The organism is Pseudomonas veronii, assembly GCF_002028325.1.
GTDB classification, from domain to species: Bacteria; Pseudomonadota; Gammaproteobacteria; order Pseudomonadales; family Pseudomonadaceae; genus Aquipseudomonas; species Aquipseudomonas veronii.
Genome location: NZ_CP018420.1, coordinates 5,364,698 through 5,381,233, shown reverse-complemented (window position 1 = coordinate 5,381,233; position 16,536 = coordinate 5,364,698). Strand labels below are relative to the sequence as shown.

Annotated in this window: 17 protein-coding genes; 10 read left to right on the top strand and 7 right to left on the bottom strand. The window is 62.5% G+C overall.

Annotated elements, in window-relative coordinates; genetic code table 11:
• Positions 1 to 43 precede the first annotated feature (43 nt).
• Positions 44 to 1,261: an alanine transaminase gene (alaC, locus tag PverR02_RS24585; RefSeq protein WP_079444566.1), complete on the bottom strand. Its 1,218-nt coding sequence runs from the start codon at positions 1,259 to 1,261 to the stop codon at positions 44 to 46.
• A 196-nt stretch (positions 1,262 to 1,457) separates the two neighbouring features.
• On the opposite strand from alaC, the gene PverR02_RS24580 reads away from it, so the two are divergent.
• Positions 1,458 to 1,940 carry a GyrI-like domain-containing protein gene (locus PverR02_RS24580; RefSeq protein ID WP_079444565.1) on the top strand — a complete coding sequence of 161 codons (483 nt, stop codon included), beginning with the start codon at positions 1,458 to 1,460 and terminating at the stop codon, positions 1,938 to 1,940.
• Between the two features lie 107 nt (positions 1,941 to 2,047).
• Here the strand turns inward: PverR02_RS24580 and PverR02_RS24575 are convergent, their stop codons facing one another.
• On the bottom strand, positions 2,048 to 2,542 hold the full coding sequence (locus PverR02_RS24575) for a GNAT family N-acetyltransferase (protein ID WP_079444564.1): 495 nt from the start codon (positions 2,540 to 2,542) through the stop codon (positions 2,048 to 2,050).
• Positions 2,543 to 2,686: 144 nt separating this feature from the next.
• On the opposite strand from PverR02_RS24575, the gene PverR02_RS24570 reads away from it, so the two are divergent.
• From PverR02_RS24570 to PverR02_RS24560, 3 genes are all read left to right on the top strand, one after another.
• Entirely contained in the window at positions 2,687 to 3,106 is a 420-nt protein-coding gene (locus tag PverR02_RS24570; RefSeq protein ID WP_046382301.1) for a YybH family protein, read from the top strand.
• A gap of 42 nt (positions 3,107 to 3,148) precedes the next feature.
• The gene (locus PverR02_RS24565) at positions 3,149 to 3,493 is read left to right on the top strand and encodes a YciI family protein (protein ID WP_017847213.1); all 345 of its coding nucleotides are present in this window, start codon (positions 3,149 to 3,151) and stop codon (positions 3,491 to 3,493) included.
• Between the two features lie 118 nt (positions 3,494 to 3,611).
• Positions 3,612 to 4,829 (top strand): RNA polymerase sigma factor, encoded by a 1,218-nt coding sequence (locus PverR02_RS24560; RefSeq protein ID WP_079444563.1) that lies wholly within the window; start codon positions 3,612 to 3,614, stop codon positions 4,827 to 4,829.
• Positions 4,830 to 4,883: 54 nt separating this feature from the next.
• Here the strand turns inward: PverR02_RS24560 and PverR02_RS24555 are convergent, their stop codons facing one another.
• Positions 4,884 to 5,738, bottom strand: coding sequence for a LysR family transcriptional regulator (locus PverR02_RS24555; RefSeq protein WP_017847215.1), 855 nt, complete (start codon positions 5,736 to 5,738; stop codon positions 4,884 to 4,886).
• 87 nt (positions 5,739 to 5,825) lie between these two features.
• On the opposite strand from PverR02_RS24555, the gene PverR02_RS24550 reads away from it, so the two are divergent.
• A complete protein-coding gene (locus tag PverR02_RS24550) occupies positions 5,826 to 6,338 on the top strand; it encodes a multidrug/biocide efflux PACE transporter (RefSeq protein WP_079444562.1) in 513 nt (170 codons plus the stop codon).
• Here PverR02_RS24550 and PverR02_RS24545 read toward each other — a convergent pair.
• Positions 6,237 to 6,995: an SDR family NAD(P)-dependent oxidoreductase gene (locus PverR02_RS24545; RefSeq protein ID WP_046382305.1), complete on the bottom strand. Its 759-nt coding sequence runs from the start codon at positions 6,993 to 6,995 to the stop codon at positions 6,237 to 6,239. The genes PverR02_RS24550 and PverR02_RS24545 overlap by 102 nt on opposite strands.
• Before the next feature lie 105 nt (positions 6,996 to 7,100).
• Between PverR02_RS24545 and PverR02_RS24540 the strand changes: the two genes are divergently transcribed.
• Positions 7,101 to 7,997 (top strand): LysR family transcriptional regulator, encoded by an 897-nt coding sequence (locus PverR02_RS24540; RefSeq protein WP_017847218.1) that lies wholly within the window; start codon positions 7,101 to 7,103, stop codon positions 7,995 to 7,997.
• Here the strand turns inward: PverR02_RS24540 and PverR02_RS24535 are convergent.
• A complete protein-coding gene (locus PverR02_RS24535) occupies positions 7,994 to 8,911 on the bottom strand; it encodes a LysR family transcriptional regulator (protein ID WP_017847219.1) in 918 nt (305 codons plus the stop codon). The two genes, PverR02_RS24540 and PverR02_RS24535, sit on opposite strands and share 4 nt — an antisense overlap.
• 104 nt (positions 8,912 to 9,015) lie before the next feature.
• Here PverR02_RS24535 and PverR02_RS24530 point away from each other — a divergent pair, with 104 nt between their 5' ends.
• The 3 genes from PverR02_RS24530 to PverR02_RS24520 are packed head-to-tail and all read left to right on the top strand — an operon-like array spanning position 9,016 to position 11,679.
• A complete protein-coding gene (locus PverR02_RS24530) occupies positions 9,016 to 9,774 on the top strand; it encodes a 5-oxoprolinase subunit PxpA (RefSeq protein ID WP_079444561.1) in 759 nt (252 codons plus the stop codon).
• A 55-nt stretch (positions 9,775 to 9,829) separates the two neighbouring features.
• The gene (locus tag PverR02_RS24525) at positions 9,830 to 10,708 is read left to right on the top strand and encodes a 5-oxoprolinase subunit B family protein (protein ID WP_017847221.1); all 879 of its coding nucleotides are present in this window, start codon (positions 9,830 to 9,832) and stop codon (positions 10,706 to 10,708) included.
• Complete coding sequence (locus PverR02_RS24520; protein WP_079444560.1) at positions 10,705 to 11,679, top strand: 5-oxoprolinase subunit C family protein; 975 nt, start codon at positions 10,705 to 10,707, stop codon at positions 11,677 to 11,679. The genes PverR02_RS24525 and PverR02_RS24520 overlap by 4 nt, the downstream gene beginning before the upstream one ends.
• A 141-nt stretch (positions 11,680 to 11,820) precedes the next feature.
• Here PverR02_RS24520 and PverR02_RS24515 read toward each other — a convergent pair whose 3' ends face one another.
• Together PverR02_RS24515 and PverR02_RS24510 are read right to left on the bottom strand one after the other, a co-directional pair.
• Positions 11,821 to 13,437 carry an inorganic phosphate transporter gene (locus PverR02_RS24515; RefSeq protein ID WP_046382307.1) on the bottom strand — a complete coding sequence of 539 codons (1,617 nt, stop codon included), beginning with the start codon at positions 13,435 to 13,437 and terminating at the stop codon, positions 11,821 to 11,823.
• A 140-nt stretch (positions 13,438 to 13,577) separates the two neighbouring features.
• Positions 13,578 to 14,600, bottom strand: coding sequence for a transporter (locus tag PverR02_RS24510; RefSeq protein ID WP_017847224.1), 1,023 nt, complete (start codon positions 14,598 to 14,600; stop codon positions 13,578 to 13,580).
• Between the two features lie 260 nt (positions 14,601 to 14,860).
• On the opposite strand from PverR02_RS24510, the gene PverR02_RS24505 reads away from it, so the two are divergent.
• Positions 14,861 to 16,489 carry a methyl-accepting chemotaxis protein gene (locus tag PverR02_RS24505; protein ID WP_046382308.1) on the top strand — a complete coding sequence of 543 codons (1,629 nt, stop codon included), beginning with the start codon at positions 14,861 to 14,863 and terminating at the stop codon, positions 16,487 to 16,489.
• Positions 16,490 to 16,536 lie beyond the last annotated feature (47 nt).

The following is a 16,536-nucleotide window of genomic DNA, read 5'->3' as shown; positions in this document are numbered from 1 at the left end:
CTTTCAAGATAATGGGGCATGAATGCCCCATTACAGTTCGCAGTCAGACTCCAGTCCTGGGCACCAAGCCATCCGCCCTGAACATCCCGCGAATCCCGCGTACCGCCTGGCGAATCCGGTCCTGGTTTTCGATCAGCGCAAAGCGCACATGGTCGTCGCCATATTCACCAAAGCCAATCCCCGGCGACACGCACACCTTGGCTTCGAGCAGCAGCTTCTTGGCAAATTCCAGCGAGCCCATGGCGGCATACGCTTCGGGGATCTTGGCCCAGACGTACATCGACGCCTTGGGATTCTCCACCATCCAGCCCAACTCATGCAGGCCTTTGACCAGTACATTGCGGCGCTGGCGGTACTGCTCGGCGATGTCTTTCACGCACTGTTGGTCGCCTTCCAGCGCGGCAATCGCCGCCACTTGCAGCGGGGTGAAGGTGCCGTAGTCGTGGTAGCTCTTGATCCGCGCCAGGGCGTTGACCAGTTCTGCGTTGCCCACCATGAAACCAATGCGCCAGCCGGCCATGTTGTAGCTCTTGGACAGGGTGAAAAACTCCACCGCAATGTCCTTGGCGCCCGGCACCTGCATGATCGACGGGGCTTTCCAGCCGTCGTAGACGATGTCGGCGTAGGCCAGGTCATGCACCACCAGCACGTCGTACTGCTTGGCCAGGGCGATCACCCGCTCGAAGAAATCCAGCTCCACGCACTGCGCGGTCGGGTTGGACGGGAACCCCAGGATCATCATCTTCGGCTTGGGAATCGAACCGCGAATCGCCCGTTCCAGCTCGGCGAAAAAGTCCACGCCCGGAATCAACGGCACCGAACGCACCTGGGCGCCGGCAATCACGGCACCGTAGATATGAATCGGGTAGCTCGGGTTGGGCACCAGTACGGTGTCGCCCTGGTCCAGGGTGGCCAGCATCAAGTGCGCCAGGCCTTCCTTGGAACCGATGGTGACGATGGCTTCCGACTCGGGGTCGATATCCACTTCATAACGGTCCTTGTACCAGCGCGAAATCGCCCGGCGCAGGCGCGGAACGCCTTTGGAGGTGGAGTAACCGTGGGTGTCTTCACGCTGGGCGACGGTGACCATTTTTTCCACGATATGTGGTGGGGTCGGGCCGTCAGGGTTGCCCATGCTCAAGTCGATGATATCTTCGCCGCGCCGACGCGCAGCCATCTTCAGCTCGGCAGTGATATTGAAAACGTAGGGGGGGAGTCGATCTATGCGCGCAAAGCGGCGCGGCAAACCTTGGTCGGCCATTGTTGCCTCGAAAGTACGTAAGCGCCCGGAACCGTCCGAGCGACGTCGGCCACTGCGGTGGCCTGCGGGGCAGACAATACGGTTGATGATGGCCAGTTGTCCAGATGCGTAGGAAAAATTTCTACATGCAGTGCAATCCGGATATACCCCTATACTCAATACGGGTTTGTTCTCTCATAAGAAGGAGACTGTTCAGATGGATCAGCAGACGCAACAACCGTTAGAGCCGCGCATGGAAGAGGGCAAGGCCCTGGTGATCGCCGGGGTGCAAGGGCATTATTCGAAGGCCACCATCGGGGATATTCCCAAGTTGTGGGGCGTGTTTGACGAGAGCGTCAAATACATCAAAAAGCGTTTGGGCGGCTTTACCTACGGGGTTTGTCATAACCCCAGACACGATGAGTTCGACTACATCGCAGGGGTTGAAGTCCCCGCCAAGGGTGATGTGCCGAGCAATTTCGAGTTCATCGAAATCCCGCCGCATCACTATGCCGTGTTCGCGCACTACGGCGAGGTGCACGCGTTGCCGCAGACCTACGAGCGGATCATGTTCGAATGGTTGCCGCATTCCGGGTACAAGGTTGCCGGCGTGGATTTTGAGCGGTACAGCGCGGATTTTGATGTGAGAAAGGGCCTCGGCACCGTGGAGGTCTGGCTGCCTGTGGAAGCAAAGGCCTGAAGCGCCGGCCGAAGATGATGGCGACTCTTCGGCCGTTTTTCCTGCGCGGGAATGCTCATGATCCAGCGTCCCCTCAAGCGTTGGTCGCTGTCATCTCTACGTGACATCTACTGCGGCTCCATGCCCCGACTCAAACGGCGCTCATACCCGACCCGCCCTTTGTACGCCTCCCCGCGATCCACCCAGCCCAGCCCCAGGTACAAGCCCATCGCCGCGACATTGTGCGTGTCCACCGACAACTCCAGCGCCTTGATCTGCGGCCAGGCCTGAAGCGCCGCCGCGGGTAGCGCCTGCAGGCAGGCTTTGCCAAATCCCCGGCCCTGTTGGCTGCGATCCACCTGTAACGCGTGCAGCGTGGCGCTGTGGGCATCGGCCCAATGGGGCAGGCATGGCGGGCATTTGAGCAGGAGGAAGGCCACGGGCACATCGTCGGCCAGCAGCGCAAAGCCTTTGATGCCGGGGCTGGGGTTGACCAGCAGGGTGTTGAGTGCGCAATACATGTCGCCGCAAAACGGCAACTGCTCAGGGTGAACTTCGATCGCGCCGACTTGCTGTGTTTGCACAGCGTTCAGCGCCTCGTAGGCGACAAGGCGGGTTTGCATCGGGGCGTCCGAACGGCTGCAAAGAAGGGCGCAGTCTATCGGGTTTGCACGCTGCGAGATTTTTTTTCAGCGCGCTGTCGATCGGGCGACGGGCCATTCGACTAAGGGTGTCTCTGAAGATTTTCACCCCCCAGGAGTATCGCCATGAACACTGCAATCCACACCCTGATCAAACAATGGAAACAAGCCGTCGTCGCCAAGGACATCGATAAGATTGTCAGCTTTTACGCCGACGATATCATCGCGTTCGACGCGGTTAGCGCCCTGCAGTTCAAGGGTAAGGCGGCCTACCGCGCGCACTGGCAGGCGTGCATGGAAGTCTGCCCCGGCCCCGGTGTGTTCGACTTCCATGAGTTGCATATCGTCGCCGCCGACAACAGCGCCTTTGCCCATTGGCTGGCTCACTGCGGTGGCACCGGCCCGGACGGCGTGCTCAAGACCTGCTGGATGCGCGTCACCGTCGGTTACCAGCGTGTCGACGGCCAATGGAAGGTGGTGCATGAGCATTGGTCGGCCCCCTTCGACATGGCCACCGGCGTCGCGCTGTTCGACCTGAAACCTTGAGCCCCGCGAACTATAGTCAGTAGTCCGAAAACGGAGAACGCCATGAAATACCTGTGCCTGATCTACAGCAACGAACAGGTGCTGCACACCGCGCCGGACAGCCCGGCCGACCCGGAGTGCTTCGCCTACGCGCAGTCCGTCCAAAAGAGCGGGCGCATGCTCGCCGCCGAGCCGCTGGAGTCGGTGAGCACCGCCACCACTGTGCGTATGCGCAATGGCAAGCTGTCGATCACCGACGGGCCGTTTGCCGAAACCAAGGAGCAGCTCGCCGGGTTTTACCTGATCGAAGCCCGGGACTTGAACGAAGCGCTCCAGGTCGCCGGCGGCATTCCGGCGGCCCGGGTCGGCAGTGTGGAAGTACGCCCCGTGCGCCAATTGAATCTCTGAACACAAAACACCCATAAACAGGAGATTTACCCATGAACACTCAACCTGCCGAATGTGAATGGCCCATCAAACCTGGGGGCGACGCGCCCAATCGCCCGGTGACCCAGGATCTGCCCGATTGACCCCTCCGATCGAGACGATTTACCGCCGCGAATCACGGCGCGTGCTGGCGACGCTGATTCGCTTGCTCGGCGATTTCGACCTGGCCGAGGAAGCGCTGCACGAGGCGTTCCTGGTCGCCATGCAGCGCTGGGAGCACGACGGCGTGCCGAGCAATCCACGGGCGTGGCTGGTCTCGACCGGGCGCTTCAAGGCCATCGATCGCCTGCGCCGCCAGGCCCGTTTCACCCCGTTATTGCAGGCGCAGGCCGATGCGCTGGCAGCGGCCGATTGGGACGACGAAGACGTGGAAGACGACCGCCTGCGCCTGATCTTCACCTGCTGCCACCCGGCGCTGGCGGCTGACGCCCAAGTGCCGTTGACCTTGCGTGAAATCTGCGACCTGACCACCGAAGAAATCGCCCGCGCCTTTTTGGTTCCGCCGGCCACCATCGCCCAGCGGATCGTGCGGGCCAAGGGCAAGATCCGCGAGGCGAAGATTCCCTATCAGGTGCCGTCGCTGGCCGAATTGCCCGAGCGCCTCGACAGCGTGCTGCGTGTGATTTACCTGGTGTTCAACGAAGGCTACTCGGCGTCGATGGGCGCGGATCTCACGCGCGACGACCTGACCCGTGAAGCCATCCGCCTCGGCCGTTTGTTGCTGGAGTTGCTGCCGGAGCCGGAAGTCATGGGCTTGCTGGCATTGATGCTGCTGCACGAGTCGCGCCGCCCGGCGCGGACCTCGGCCGGCGGCGAATTGGTGCTCTTGGACGAACAGGACCGAGCATTGTGGGATGCGTCCCTGATTGCCGAAGGCTGTGCGCTGGTGGAGCAAGCGCTGACGACCCGGCGCTTTGGGCCCTATGGCTTGCAGGCGGCGATTGCGGCGGTACATGCCGAAGCGCCGAGTGCCGAGCACACCGACTGGCCGCAGATTGTCGGGCTATACGATGTGCTGCTCAGCACCGTGCCGTCGCCCGTGATCGAACTGAACCGCGCAGTGGCGCTGGCCATGCGCGATGGGCCGTTGGCCGGGTTGCAACAGGTGGAGGCGATTCTGGCGCGGGGCGAATTGCTGGACTATCACCTGGCGCATTCGGCGCGTGGCGAATTCTGCCGACAATTGGGGCGGCTGGACGAGGCGCGGCTGGCGTATGAAAAAGCCCTGTCTCTGACCCGGCAAACCCCGGAAAAGCACTTCCTCGAACGCCGCCTGGCCAGCCTGACCCCGATCTAGCGCCCAACGCATTTCCACTGTGGGACCACCAAGCGCTGCCTGCTCTGGACGAACTCAATCGAGCATCTGCCCCAACAACCAACTCCCCGCAGGCCCCGGCGGATATTGCCGCGACCACAGCGCATCCACCGCCACCGAGCGCGGCCAACTGCGCACGCTCAGTTCAATCAGCCCGGCATTGCCAAAGCGTTCCACCAACCAGCGCGGCAGTGCGGCCCAGCCAAAACCGAGCTGGGCCATTTCCATCAGCATCAGAAAACTCGGCGCCGACCAGACGCGGCCCATGGGGCGGGTTTCATTCGGGTTGATGATGCTCGCCAGGCGCAGCTCACGGTGTTGCTGCAACACCTGTTGGTTGACGCTTTCCAGGCTGGCCAAAGGGTGCGTGGGCGCGACGAACAGGGCAATTTCGGTGCGCTCTTCCACTGGCGAACGGCTCAGGTCGGGTGGGTAAACCTCCTGGGCCTCCACCAGGGCAATCTGGGCCCGGCCACTTTGCACCAGGGCTATCAGGTCTTCGCACTCGGCGATCAGCCATTCCAGTTCCAGGTCGGGGTAGCGTTGCTCAAAGGCCTTGAGCGCAAGTTCGAAGCGCTCCGACTGGTAGGTGTCGGACATCGCAATCGTCACTTTCGCCTCCAACCCCTGGGATAGCTGACTTGCCGCCAACGCCAGCCGACTGCTCGCCTCCAGCACCTGCTCGGCGCGTTGCAGCAGCACATGGCCAGCGGCGGTCAGCGTCGGCTTGCGGCTGCTGCGGTCGAACAGCAGCACATCGAGGTCAATCTCCAGGCTCGCCACCGCCGCGCTGACGGTGGACTGGCTCTTGCCCAGCTTGCGTGCCGCCGCAGAAAACGAGCCTTGGGTCGCGGCCTGAACAAAGGCCTGGAGCACTTCATGGGAGGCCATGACTATCGCCTTTATCGATGGTTATTGGTTATGAAGTATCGATACAAAGCGCAATGATGGCAACACAGTCACTCACGGAGCCGGGGCATGAACCCTACCAAGTCGATTACTGAACGTGTGTGCCAGGCCATCGGTTTCGAGGCCCTGGCGTTGTTGATCTGCACGCCGTTGCTGGCGTGGATCATGGACAAGCCCGCGGTGGAAATGGGCATGGTCACCCTGGCGATCAGCCTGATGGCGCTGACCTGGAACGTGATTTTCAACGGCCTGTTCGACCGCCTCAAGGCACGCCTGCAACTGGCCAACAACGGCTGGACCCGGGTGCTGCACGCCTTGCTGTTTGAAGGCGGGCTGGTCCTGATGTGCGTGCCGTTGATTGCCGCGTGGCTGAACATCAGCCTGCTGCAGGCGTTTATTCTCGATATCGGCGTGTTGCTGTTTTTCCTGCCGTACACCTACGTGTACCACTGGGGCTACGACGTGATGCGCGAAAAGCTCTTACAGAAACATGCCGCCCGAAGCCTCGATCCGCTGGCCGGTGATCCAGTGGCTGCCGTCCGCCAGCAGGCTGGCAATGGCCCCGCCGATATCATCCGGTAACCCGGCGCGGCCCAGGGCGGTGTTATTGGCGACCATCGCGTTGAGGTTGGCGTTGTCGCGCACGGCACCGCCGCCGAAGTCGGTTTCGATGGCGCCCGGCGCGAGGATATTGACGCTGATACCGCGCGCGCCGAGCTCTTTGGCCTGGTAGCGGGTCAGCACTTCCATGGCGCCTTTCATCGCCGCATACGCGGCATAGCCGGGCAGGCTGAAACGGGCGAGGCCGCTGGAGATATTGAGGATGCGGCCACCGTCACGGATCAGCGGCAGCAGTTTCTGGGTCAGGAAAAACGGGCCTTTGAATTGAATCGCGACCAGTTGGTCGAACTGCGCTTCGCTGGTCTCGGCAAAGCTGGCGTGGATGCCGATACCGGCGTTGTTGATCAGAAAGTCGAAATCATCCCGTGCGAAAACACGCTTGAGCACGCCGCCGACGGCTTCGACGAACGCGTCGAAGGTGGCGCTCTGGCTCACATCCAGTTTCAGCATGGCGGCGCGGCCACCCCATTGTTCGATCTGCTCGACCACTGCCTGGGCTTCATCCGCCTGGCTGTGGTAAGTGCCGATGATATCCACGCCTTGTGCGGCCAGGCGCAACGCGGCGCTTCTACCCAAGCCGCGGCTGGCGCCGGTGATCAGTGCGATTTTGCGGGTCATGGTGCAGTCCTCTGAGGTGATCGTGGGAATGAGTGTATTTGTCCGCCTGTAACGTGATAAACAGCGGTAAAGCGAAATCACTGGCCGGAAAAGGCGAACAATCCCATGAACAAACTGGAGTTGCTGCGCACCTTCGTGCGCGTCACCGAACTGTCGAGTTTCACCGGCGCCGGCGAGAGCCTGGGCCTGCCGCGCTCCACGGTGTCCGAGCATGTGCAGGCACTGGAAGAACTGCTCGGCGCACGCCTGCTGCAGCGCACCACGCGCAAGGTGCAGGCGACCCAGGACGGCCGTGTGCTGTATGAACGCAGCAAGGACTTGCTTGCGCACATGGAGGAACTGGAGGGCTTGTTTCGCCAGGACGAAACACAACTGACCGGACGCATTCGGGTGGACCTGCCGACCATGATGGCGCGGGATTTGATCCTGCCGCGCCTGCCGCATTTCATGGACGCGCACCCGTTGATCGAGCTGGAAATCAGCGCCACCGACCGTCAGGTCGACCTGCTGGCCGAGGGGTTCGATTGCGTGCTGCGCGTCGGTGCGCAGCCGGACCAGTCGGTGGTCGCCCGGTTGTTGTGCAGCATGCCGATGATCAACTGCGTGAGCGCGGGCTACCTGCAACGCTATGGCGTGCCGCGGACGCTGGCCGACCTGGCCGACCACCACTTGGTGCATTACGTGCGCCCGCTGGGTTCGCGCTCGGCGGGGTTCGAATACCTGCAGGGCAACAAGGTGCAGCGCCTGCCCATGGCCGGGCGGGTCACGGTCAACAGCACCGATGCCTATAAGTCGGCTTGCCTGGGCGGCTTCGGGATTATCCAAGTGCCGGCCCTGGGCATTGGCGATCAGTTGGCCAGTGGCGAACTGGTGGCGGTTTTGCCGGAATACCCGGCGCCGCCGTTGGACGTGTCCCTGCTCTATGCCGGGCAGCGGCATTTACCGCTGCGGGTGCGGGTGTTCATGGACTGGTTGGCCGCGACGCTGCAAGCCCAACTCTAACGCCGCGCCGACAACTGCTGCGGGGCCAGGAAGGCGTCGTGGAAGTAGTCCCGGAACGCCTGCATCGCCGGGGTAAATGCGCGCTCGCGGTGCCAGGCCAGGCCGACGCTCATGGGCGTCACCGGGTCGGTCACGGTCAGGGTTTCGATGCGCTTGCCTTCCAGGGACCAGGGCCGATGCACCAGGTCCGACAGGATCGCCACGCCGCTGCCATTGGCGACCATGCTGCGCACTGCTTCCACCGAACTGGTGCGCAGCCGCACCTTGGGCGTTTGCCCGGCCTGTTCCCAGTAGCGCATGGCGCTGTGTTCGGCTTCGTCGACGGTCAGCAGGATGTAGGGCTCGCGGGCCACATCCGCCAGGCTGACGGCGCCGCGTTCGCACAATGGGTGATGGCTGGGCAGCCACAGGCGGCGTTCGGAGTTGAAGAGGATTTCCGACACGATATCCGCGTGGGTGAGGTTGGCGGTGAGCACCACCGCCATGTCGAACTGGCCGTCGAGCAGGCCGTGTTCGATGGCCTGGCGCTCCTGCTCGAACACCTCGATGGTCACGTCCGGGTGCCAGTGTTCCATGCGCTGCAGATGGTGCGGCAGGAAGTAACCGAGCACCGTGTAACTGGCGGCGACCCTTAGCACGCCGCTGGCGCGGTAGTCGGGCAATGGGCTGTTCAGCGCGTCGTCGACACTGCGCACGATCACGTAGGCGCGGTTGAGAAAGTGCCGCCCGGCGTCGGTCAGGTTCATGCCCTGGGCCGAACGCACAAACAATTGCACGCCGAGCATCGCCTCCAGTTCCTTGATCGCCGTGGTCACGGCCGATTGGGAGATGTTCAGGTGAATCGCCGCCTGGGAAATCTGGCCGATCTCGGCGGTGGCGACGAAGTAGCGGATTTGGCGCAAGGTCAGCGACATGGCGATATCTGTTTTTCAGAAGATAGGCCATCTGATAATAGATCTTCCCAAGGGGTCAAGCCGCAGCCTACTTTTCAGCATCACCTTTGGCGGAGCGACTTTTCATGCAGGCAGTGGATTTCAATTCAGACATGGGCGAAGGCTTCGGCCCCTGGACGATCGGCGATGGCGTCGATGCCGAGCTGATGGCCTACATCAGCTCGGCCAATATCGCCACCGGCTTCCACGCCGGCGACCCCGGCACCATGCGCCGCACCGTCGCACGCGCCAAGCAACTGGGGGTCGCCATCGGTGCCCATCCGGGCTTTCGCGACCTGGTGGGCTTCGGTCGCCGCCATATCAACGCGCCGGCCCAGGAGTTGGTGGACGACATGCTCTACCAGCTCGGCGCCCTGCGTGAAATCGCCCGCGCCCAGGGTGTGCCCGTGCAACACATCAAGCCCCACGGCGCGCTCTACATGCACCTGGCCCGCGATGAAGACGCCGCGCGGTTGTTGGTGCAAAACCTGCAACTGATTGAGCCGACACTGTTGCTGTACTGCATGCCGAACTCGGTGATCTGGCGCATAGCCAAGGAACTGGGGCAGCCGGTGGTGCGTGAGTTCTACGCCGACCGCGAGTACGACCTGAGCGGCTCCATCGTGTTCACCCGCACGGTGCGCGCCCTCGACCCTGCCACCGTCGCGGCGCGGGTCCTACGGGCTTGTCAGACGGGTCTTGTACGCACCGTAGAAGGCGAAGACCTGTTTATCGAATTCGATTCCATCTGCCTGCACAGCGACACCCCCGGCGCCCTGGAGTTGGTCGAAGCCACCCGTGAAGCCCTGGACCAAGCGGGCATTGCGGTCAGAGCACCCGAATAAGATCGACCCATACTTTTTTGCCTGCCTTTCTATAACGATTCCAAGAGGAACAGACATGGCTGAAACGTCCCCCATCCGCTACAGCTTCGGCGCCGATGAACACCTGTTCGCCGAGGTCAGCGACAGCATGTCCCTGGAGGCTTTCTTCAAAGGCATGGCCGTGACCCGCGCCGTGGAACGCCTGGCGTTGGACGGTGTGCTGGATGTGTGCCTGGCCAACGCCTCCTTCCAGATCCGCTTCGACCCGGACCGCATTGCGCCCCATGTGCTGCTCGACGCGGTGCAAAGCGCCGAAGCCCAGGCCGTGGCCGAACGCACCTTGCACACGCGCATCATCGAAATCCCGGTGCTCTACAACGACCCCTGGACCCACGAAACCCTGATGCGCTTTCGCGATCGCCATCAAGACCCCAGCGGCACCGACCTGGAATATGCGGCGCGGATCAACGGCCTGGCCGATGTCGACGCTTTCATCGCGGCCCACAGTGGCGCGCCGTGGTTTGTGTCGATGGTCGGCTTTGTCGCGGGCTTGCCGTTCATGTTCCAGATGGTCGAGCGCGAGCGGCAGTTGCAGGTGCCCAAGTACCTGCGCCCGCGCACCGACACGCCGAAACTGACCCTCGGCCATGGCGGCTGCTTTGGCTGCATCTACTCGGTGCGCGGCGCTGGCGGCTACCAGATGTTCGGCGTCACTCCGGCACCGATCTACGACCCGGCGCAGCAGTTGGCCTACCTCAAGGACCACATGGTGTTCTTCCGGCCGGGTGACATCGTGCAGTTCAAACCGATCGACCGCGAGGCCTACGACCTGGCCGTCGCCGAGGTGGACGCAGGACGTTTCGACCTGCGCATCCGCCCCCTGGAATTTTCCCTGGATGCGTTTCTCGCCGACCCCATCGGTTATCCGAAAACCCTGCAGGAGGCGCTGGCATGATCAAGGTGCTCAAACCCGGCCTGGCGACCTCGGTACAGGACCTGGGCCGCGAAGGTTATTACCACCTGGGTATTCCGCCGTCGGGCGCGCTGGACCAGTACGCGCTGAGCGCGGCCAACCATTTGGTGGGCAACCCGCCGGGCGCGGCCGGCCTGGAATGCACGCTGATCGGTCCCGAGCTGGAGTTTCGCCGGGACGCCTTGGTCGCCCTCAGCGGCGCCTTGATGGCGCCGCGCCTGGACGGTGAAGTGGTCCACCAGGACACCGCGTTCCAGGTCCGCGCCGGGCAGGTGTTGCGCTTCGAATTTCCCCTGGCCGGTGCGCGTACCTATCTGGCGGTCGCCGGCGGCATCGACGTGCCGTTGGTGCTCGGCAGTCGCTCGACCTACACCCTCGGCGCACTCGGTGGCTTTCACGGGCGGCGGTTGCAGGCGGGGGATGAGCTGCCCATCGGCGAGCCCAGTGGGCAGGGGCGGGCGGGCAACAGCTTGCCGATGGCCTTGCGCCGGGCAGTCGGTGGCGATGTGACCTTGCGCGTGGTGCCCGGCCTGTATTACGAACGCCTGACGGCGGCGGCGAAAAGCAGCTTTTTTGCCGAGCCGTGGACGGTGGGGTCCGAGGCGGATCGTATCGGCTATCGCTTCAAGGGCGGCAGTGCGTTGAGCTTTCAGCCACGGGAGCAGCCGTTTGGCGCGGGGTCCGATCCGTCGAACATCGTCGACAGTTGCTACCCGATCGGCTCGATCCAGGTGCCGGCCGGGCTGGAGCCGATCGTGCTGCATCGGGACGCGGTGTCGGGCGGCGGCTACGCGATGATCGGCACGGTGATCAGTGCCGACCTGGACTTTATCGGGCAGATGCAGCCGAACCAGCGGGCAGGGTTTGTGGCGGTCAGCCTGGAGCAGGCGTTGGAGGCGCGGCGGGTGTACAAGAAGCGTCTGAAGGCAATGACCGGGCTCTTCAATACCTGAAACACCACCCAGCAAAATGTAGTGGGTCAGCAGAGTTTGGTGAACAGCCAGTAGAGCAGCATCGCCACCCTGGTCACTGCCACACCGGCCAACAATGTGGAAGCGAGCAAGCCCCCTCCCACATTGTTGACCGGCGCTGGGTCAGAAGAGTTTGGTGAATAACCAGTACAGGCTACCCGACAGTAGAATCGCTGCCGGCAAGGTCAGCACCCAGGCCATCAGCAAATTGCGGATGGTCTTCATCTGCAAGCCGCCGCCGTTCGCCACCATGGTCCCCGCCACGCCGGACGACAACACATGGGTGGTCGACACCGGCAAGCCGAACATATCCGCAGCGCCGATGGTCAGCATCGCCACGGTCTCGGCCGAGGCGCCTTGGGCGTAAGTCATGTGCGTCTTGCCGATTTTCTCGCCCACGGTCACCACGATGCGCTTCCAGCCGACCATGGTCCCGAGCCCCAGGGCGATGGCCACGGCGATCTTCACCCACAGCGGAATGAAGCGCGTGGAGTTGTCGATCTGTTGCTTGAACAGTTGCAGCTTGCCTTGGGTGTCGGCGTCGAAGTTGCCGATCTTGGCCTTGTCCATCAACCGAATGGTTTCGCTGGTCAGGTACATGTCGTTACGCACGTTGCCTACGGCTTCTGCGGGGACTTTAGCCAAAGAGCCGTAGCCTTTGACTTCATCGCCGATCTGGCCGGCGAGGGCGGCGAGGGCCGGGATCAGTTCGGGTGTGGCGTCCTTGGTCCGCACGTAGGTCGAGAGGATGGGGCGCGGGTCGCCCGGCAGCGCTTGCGGCGCGCTTTTCATCAGCGCGACCTGGGTCACTTCAGCCACCGCGGCAAACTGCAGCGATTGTTCGGCGGGCATGGCGCGGTTCAGCGCATACGCCATTGGCAGGGTGCCGACCAGGATCAGCATGATCAGGCCCATGCCTTTTTGCCCGTCGTTGGAGCCGTGGGCGAACGATACACCGGTGCAGGTGAGGATCAGCATGCCGCGAATCCACCATGGCGGCGGGGTGTCGCCTTTGGGCGCCTTGTACAGCGCGCGGTTTTTCACGAAGGCGCGCAGGGCCAGCAACAGCAGGGCGGCGAAAGCGAAACCGATCAGCGGCGAGAGCAGCAGGGCGTAACCGATCTTGATCGCCTGGCTCCAGTCCACGCCGCTGGTGCCATCACGCCCGTGCATCAAGGCATTGGCCACGCCGACGCCGATGATCGAACCGATCAGAGTATGGGAGGACGAGGCCGGCAGGCCCAACCACCAGGTGCCGAGGTTCCACAGGATCGCCGCGATCAGCAGGGCGAAGATCATCGCGAAACCGGCCGAGGAACCCACCTGCAAAATCAGCTCGACCGGCAGCAGGGCAATGATGCCGAACGCCACTGCGCCGCTGGAGAGCAGCACCCCGAGGAAGTTGAAAAAGCCCGACCACACCACCGCGAACTGCGGCGGCAGCGAGTTGGTGTAGATCACCGTCGCCACGGCGTTGGCGGTGTCGTGGAAACCGTTGACGAATTCGAAACCCAGGGCGATCAGCAGCGCCACGCCCAGCAGCAGGAACGGCGTCCAGGTGGTGACCAGCGTGCCCAGTTCGTGCATGTCGCGCATCAGGCTGTAGGCGGTGAACAACAGGCCCATCGCGAGCACGGCAAAGAACATGATCACCGTCAGCAGGCCGGGTTTTTTGTCCAGCCTGGGTCGGGTATCAACGGATGACGTATGCGTTGAAGCTGTCAGGGAAGGGGTGGCCATGCAGTAACATCCAGTGTCGGAGAGGATGTCGCTCATGATCATTGCAGAATATTACAGAGATGCTGCGATAGATCAGTGTTTAGCGGATTGGATTGGCCGCTGGTCTACAAAAGCACAGATTTTTTGAGCGCATGTGAGGGTCAGTAGTCGTTGCGTTTCCTGAAGGCCCAGCGCCCGGCAATCAAGGTAAAGGTCGCGACCAACGCCACCAGAATCCAGAAGCCTTCCGGGTCTTGGGAAAGCGGCACGCCGCCTACGTTCATGCCGAAAAAGCCGGCGATGATATTGATCGGCAACGCCAGCACCGTGACCACCGTCAGCGTAAACAGCGTGCGGTTGCTTTGTTCGTTGAGGTTGGCGGCGATTTCTTCCTGCAACAACTTGATGCGTTCGCCCAAGGCCGTCAGGTCGTTGATGATCAGCGCAAACTCCTCGGTGGATTTGCGCAGCTCCTTGACGTCTTCCTTTTGCAGCCACTGCGGCGGGCGGTTGAGCAGCCGCAGCAGCGAGCCGGGCTCCAGCGCCAGCAGGCGTTGCAGGCGCACCAGCACCCGGCGCATGGCGCCCAGCTCGGCGCGGTTGGTGGACAGGTGCGAGGAGAGCAATTGGTCTTCGATGTGGTCGACGCTGATGCTGGTCTTGCGCACGATCTGCGTCAGCACCTCGCCCTGGTCGCGCAGCAGGTGGACCAGTAGCTCCAGCGGCGAGCGGAAGTGCTCACCGGCCTTGACCGACGAACGCAACTTGTCCACCGAGTGCAGCGGTTGCAGGCGCGCGCTGATCAGCAAGTGACTGCGGGCGCAGACCCACAATGTGGAAATATCCGACGAGACCATGCTGCTGAAGTTGAACACCACGTCGTTGACCACCGCGAGCAAGGCAGAGTCGACGTGTTCGATACGGGTGGAGCGCGAGCCTTCGTGCAAGGCTTCGAAGAATTCTTCCGGCAATTGCAGATGCGCCAGCATCCAGCGCTCGCATCCGGCATGCGCCAGGTTCAGGTGCAGCCATAGAAACTCCTGCGGGTCTTGCGGTTGCTGCAAGGCCTGGAGAGCGGTGGCTGAATCAATCTGCTCACCCTTTTCGCCTGGGCGGAAACGGAAACCGTAAAGCAAGCCAAACAGATCGGAGTCCTGGTGGCTGTGGTCGATGCTGTGGTTCATGGAGTCTCGCAGAGAAAGGACCTGTAGGACGTTTCACAGGTTCGCGTGAGCGAATCATTGCAAGGATGCTTGACGGTTTTGTGACAGTTTTCGACTTATTTCGCCTTGATGACATTTTATTGACCGGCTATCGAAATGAGCTCAAGAAGTGTCTAGATCGGCCGATTCAGGGCGCAAGAACCGCTGCGGATGACGGCGCCTTCGACGACAGGGATGTCATGACGTATTTGCACCTTTTCCTTGTTTCGAGGCTTTTCCCGATGACTTTTTTACGAACATCCCTGCGGGCACAGATTTTGTCGCTGCTCGGCGGCAGCCTGCTGGCGATGCTGTTGATCGCCCTGGCCTGTTTCAACTTCCTTTCCAACGGGGTGCAGAGTTACCGCAGTTTGCTCGACGGGCCGTTGCTCACTTCACAGTTGATTGATGAGGCCAACCTGCAATTCAAGGTGCAGGTGCAAGAATGGAAAAACGTGTTGTTGCGCGGCAAGCAGCCGCAGGACCTGGAGAAATACTGGGGCCAGTTCCAGGATCGGCAGCGCGATGTACAAGGCATTCTCTCGCGGCTGGTCACCCAGACCGCCGGTGACCCGGCGCTGAGCCAGCGTATCCAGAACCTGCGTCAGGAACACCAGCAGCTCGGCGTTGCCTACCAGAAGGGCCGCGATGCCTACTTGGCCGCCGGCGCCGACCCGAGCGCCGGAGACACCGCGGTCAAGGGCGTGGACCGCGCCGCCAGTGAACAGATGAGCGCGCTGGTCAGCGACCTGCGTGCCCAAAGCACCCAGCAATCCCAGGTCATCAGCGCCCATGCCGAGCGCACGGTGATGGTGGGGCTGGCGATCATGTTGCTGTCCGGCGTATTGATCGGCCTGTTCAGCCTGTGGTTGATCAACCGCAACCTGATCCTGCCGATCCGTGGCTTGATCGACTATGTGAGCCAACTGAGTCACGGCCGTTTTGCCGAGCGTGTCGCCAGTCGTCGCCAGGACGAACTGGGGCATCTGGCGGAGGCCGCGAACACCTTGCGCGACTTCTTGGCCGAAACCTTCAGCCGCCTGCAGCGCAGTGCCACCGACCTGGTCCACGCCAGCGGTGAGTTGAATTCGATCGCCGGGCAAATGGCGACTGGTACCCACGAACAATTCAACCGTACCGACCAGGTGGCCACGGCCATGACCGAAATGTCGGCCACCGCCCAGGAAGTGGCGCACCACGCCGCCAGTGCGTCCCGTGCGGCCGATGACGCAGACCAATCGGCCCGCGAGGGCGGCGACGTGATGAAAGTCACCATTGCCACCATCGGCCAGATGCGTACTGAAATCCTCAACACCGGCACCATCATCCGCCGCCTGGAAACCGACAGCGTGCGGATCGGCAAGGTGCTCGAAGTGATTCGCGGGATCGCCGAGCAGACCAACCTGCTGGCGCTCAACGCCGCGATCGAGGCGGCACGGGCGGGCGAGGCGGGGCGCGGGTTTGCGGTGGTGGCCGATGAAGTGCGCAGCCTGGCGCAACGCACGGCGGCGTCGATCATCGAGATCAATCAGATTATCCAGGCGGTGCAAACCGGCGCGGTCGACGCGGCCGAGGCGATTGTCACTGGCCAGTCGTGCAGCGATGACAGCGTGGAAAAAGTCACTCAGGCCGGCGCGATGCTGGCTCACATCACCCAGGCCGTCGAAGCGATTCGCGACATGAACCGCCAGATCGCCACGGCGGCCGAGGAGCAGACGTCGGTGGCCGAGGATATTTCGCGCAATATCACCCAGATCACCACCGTGGCCACCGCCAACCTCGACAACGTGAAGCGCACCGAAGCGGCGAGCCAGAATCTGCGTGGTTTGTCCGGCGAATTGAACGAGGTGACGGCGCGACTGAGCGCTTGATCAAGCGCCCATAAAAAACCGCGCCACCCGAAGGTGGCGCGGTTTTT

What these genes read in the sequence shown, in the direction of transcription:
- alaC (WP_079444566.1), bottom strand. Translation starts at nt 1,261, where the DNA reads ATGGCCGACCAAGGTTTGCCGCGCCGCTTTGCGCGCATAGATCGACTC.
- PverR02_RS24580 (WP_079444565.1), top strand. Translation starts at nt 1,458, where the DNA reads ATGGATCAGCAGACGCAACAACCGTTAGAGCCGCGCATGGAAGAGGGC.
- PverR02_RS24575 (WP_079444564.1), bottom strand. Translation starts at nt 2,542, where the DNA reads ATGCAAACCCGCCTTGTCGCCTACGAGGCGCTGAACGCTGTGCAAACA.
- PverR02_RS24570 (WP_046382301.1), top strand. Translation starts at nt 2,687, where the DNA reads ATGAACACTGCAATCCACACCCTGATCAAACAATGGAAACAAGCCGTC.
- PverR02_RS24565 (WP_017847213.1), top strand. Translation starts at nt 3,149, where the DNA reads ATGAAATACCTGTGCCTGATCTACAGCAACGAACAGGTGCTGCACACC.
- PverR02_RS24555 (WP_017847215.1), bottom strand. Translation starts at nt 5,738, where the DNA reads ATGGCCTCCCATGAAGTGCTCCAGGCCTTTGTTCAGGCCGCGACCCAA.
- PverR02_RS24550 (WP_079444562.1), top strand. Translation starts at nt 5,826, where the DNA reads ATGAACCCTACCAAGTCGATTACTGAACGTGTGTGCCAGGCCATCGGT.
- PverR02_RS24545 (WP_046382305.1), bottom strand. Translation starts at nt 6,995, where the DNA reads ATGACCCGCAAAATCGCACTGATCACCGGCGCCAGCCGCGGCTTGGGT.
- PverR02_RS24540 (WP_017847218.1), top strand. Translation starts at nt 7,101, where the DNA reads ATGAACAAACTGGAGTTGCTGCGCACCTTCGTGCGCGTCACCGAACTG.
- PverR02_RS24535 (WP_017847219.1), bottom strand. Translation starts at nt 8,911, where the DNA reads ATGTCGCTGACCTTGCGCCAAATCCGCTACTTCGTCGCCACCGCCGAG.
- PverR02_RS24530 (WP_079444561.1), top strand. Translation starts at nt 9,016, where the DNA reads ATGCAGGCAGTGGATTTCAATTCAGACATGGGCGAAGGCTTCGGCCCC.
- PverR02_RS24525 (WP_017847221.1), top strand. Translation starts at nt 9,830, where the DNA reads ATGGCTGAAACGTCCCCCATCCGCTACAGCTTCGGCGCCGATGAACAC.
- PverR02_RS24520 (WP_079444560.1), top strand. Translation starts at nt 10,705, where the DNA reads ATGATCAAGGTGCTCAAACCCGGCCTGGCGACCTCGGTACAGGACCTG.
- PverR02_RS24515 (WP_046382307.1), bottom strand. Translation starts at nt 13,437, where the DNA reads ATGGCCACCCCTTCCCTGACAGCTTCAACGCATACGTCATCCGTTGAT.
- PverR02_RS24510 (WP_017847224.1), bottom strand. Translation starts at nt 14,600, where the DNA reads ATGAACCACAGCATCGACCACAGCCACCAGGACTCCGATCTGTTTGGC.
- PverR02_RS24505 (WP_046382308.1), top strand. Translation starts at nt 14,861, where the DNA reads ATGACTTTTTTACGAACATCCCTGCGGGCACAGATTTTGTCGCTGCTC.